The sequence below is a fragment of the Streptomyces brasiliensis genome (assembly GCF_014647875.1).
Lineage (GTDB): Bacteria > Actinomycetota > Actinomycetes > Streptomycetales > Streptomycetaceae > Streptomyces > Streptomyces brasiliensis.
In genome coordinates this window covers 1-576 of record NZ_BMQA01000272.1, presented here as the reverse complement: position 1 = coordinate 576, position 576 = coordinate 1, and the positions used below count along the sequence as shown (strand labels likewise).

The following is a 576-nucleotide window of genomic DNA, read 5'->3' as shown; positions in this document are numbered from 1 at the left end:
GTTGGACGATCTCGTCGGGTTCTTCGTGAATACGTTGGTGGTGCGGACGGATCTGTCGGGTGATCCGGAGTTCCGGCAGGTGTTGGGGCGTGTGCGGGAGGCGAGTCTGGGGGCGTTGGCGCATCAGGATGTGCCGTTCGAGCGGCTGGTGGAGGAGCTGGCCCCGGAGCGGTCGCTGTCCCGGCACCCGTTGTTCCAGGTGATGCTGACGCTCCGAAACCTGCAGAGCGCCGTCCTCGACCTGCCCGGCGTCCACGCCGAGGCGCTCGACGGATCAGGGAACGCGGCACGGTTCGACCTGGAAGTCCACCTGCGCGAGACCTTCGACGACCAGGGGCGCCCGGACGGGTTCGAAGGATCGCTGAACGGTTCGGTGGACCTCTTCGACGTACCTTCGGTCGAGGCGATCGCACAGCGGTTGGCGCGGATGCTGGAGCTTGTGACGGCGGCGCCTGATGTCCGTCTGCATGCGGTGGCGGTGCTCGATGCGGGTGAGCGGGATCGAGTTCTGGGTGAGTGGAATGACACGGCGGCTGCTGTTGATTCGGTGACGTTGGTGGAGTTGTTTGAGGCGCA

The 576-nt window shown here is 65.8% G+C and carries 1 protein-coding gene; it reads left to right on the top strand.

The window, feature by feature from the left end:
• Positions 1-576 (top strand): condensation domain-containing protein (locus IEZ19_RS50135; protein WP_189318002.1); only part of this gene is annotated, 576 nt, incomplete at both ends.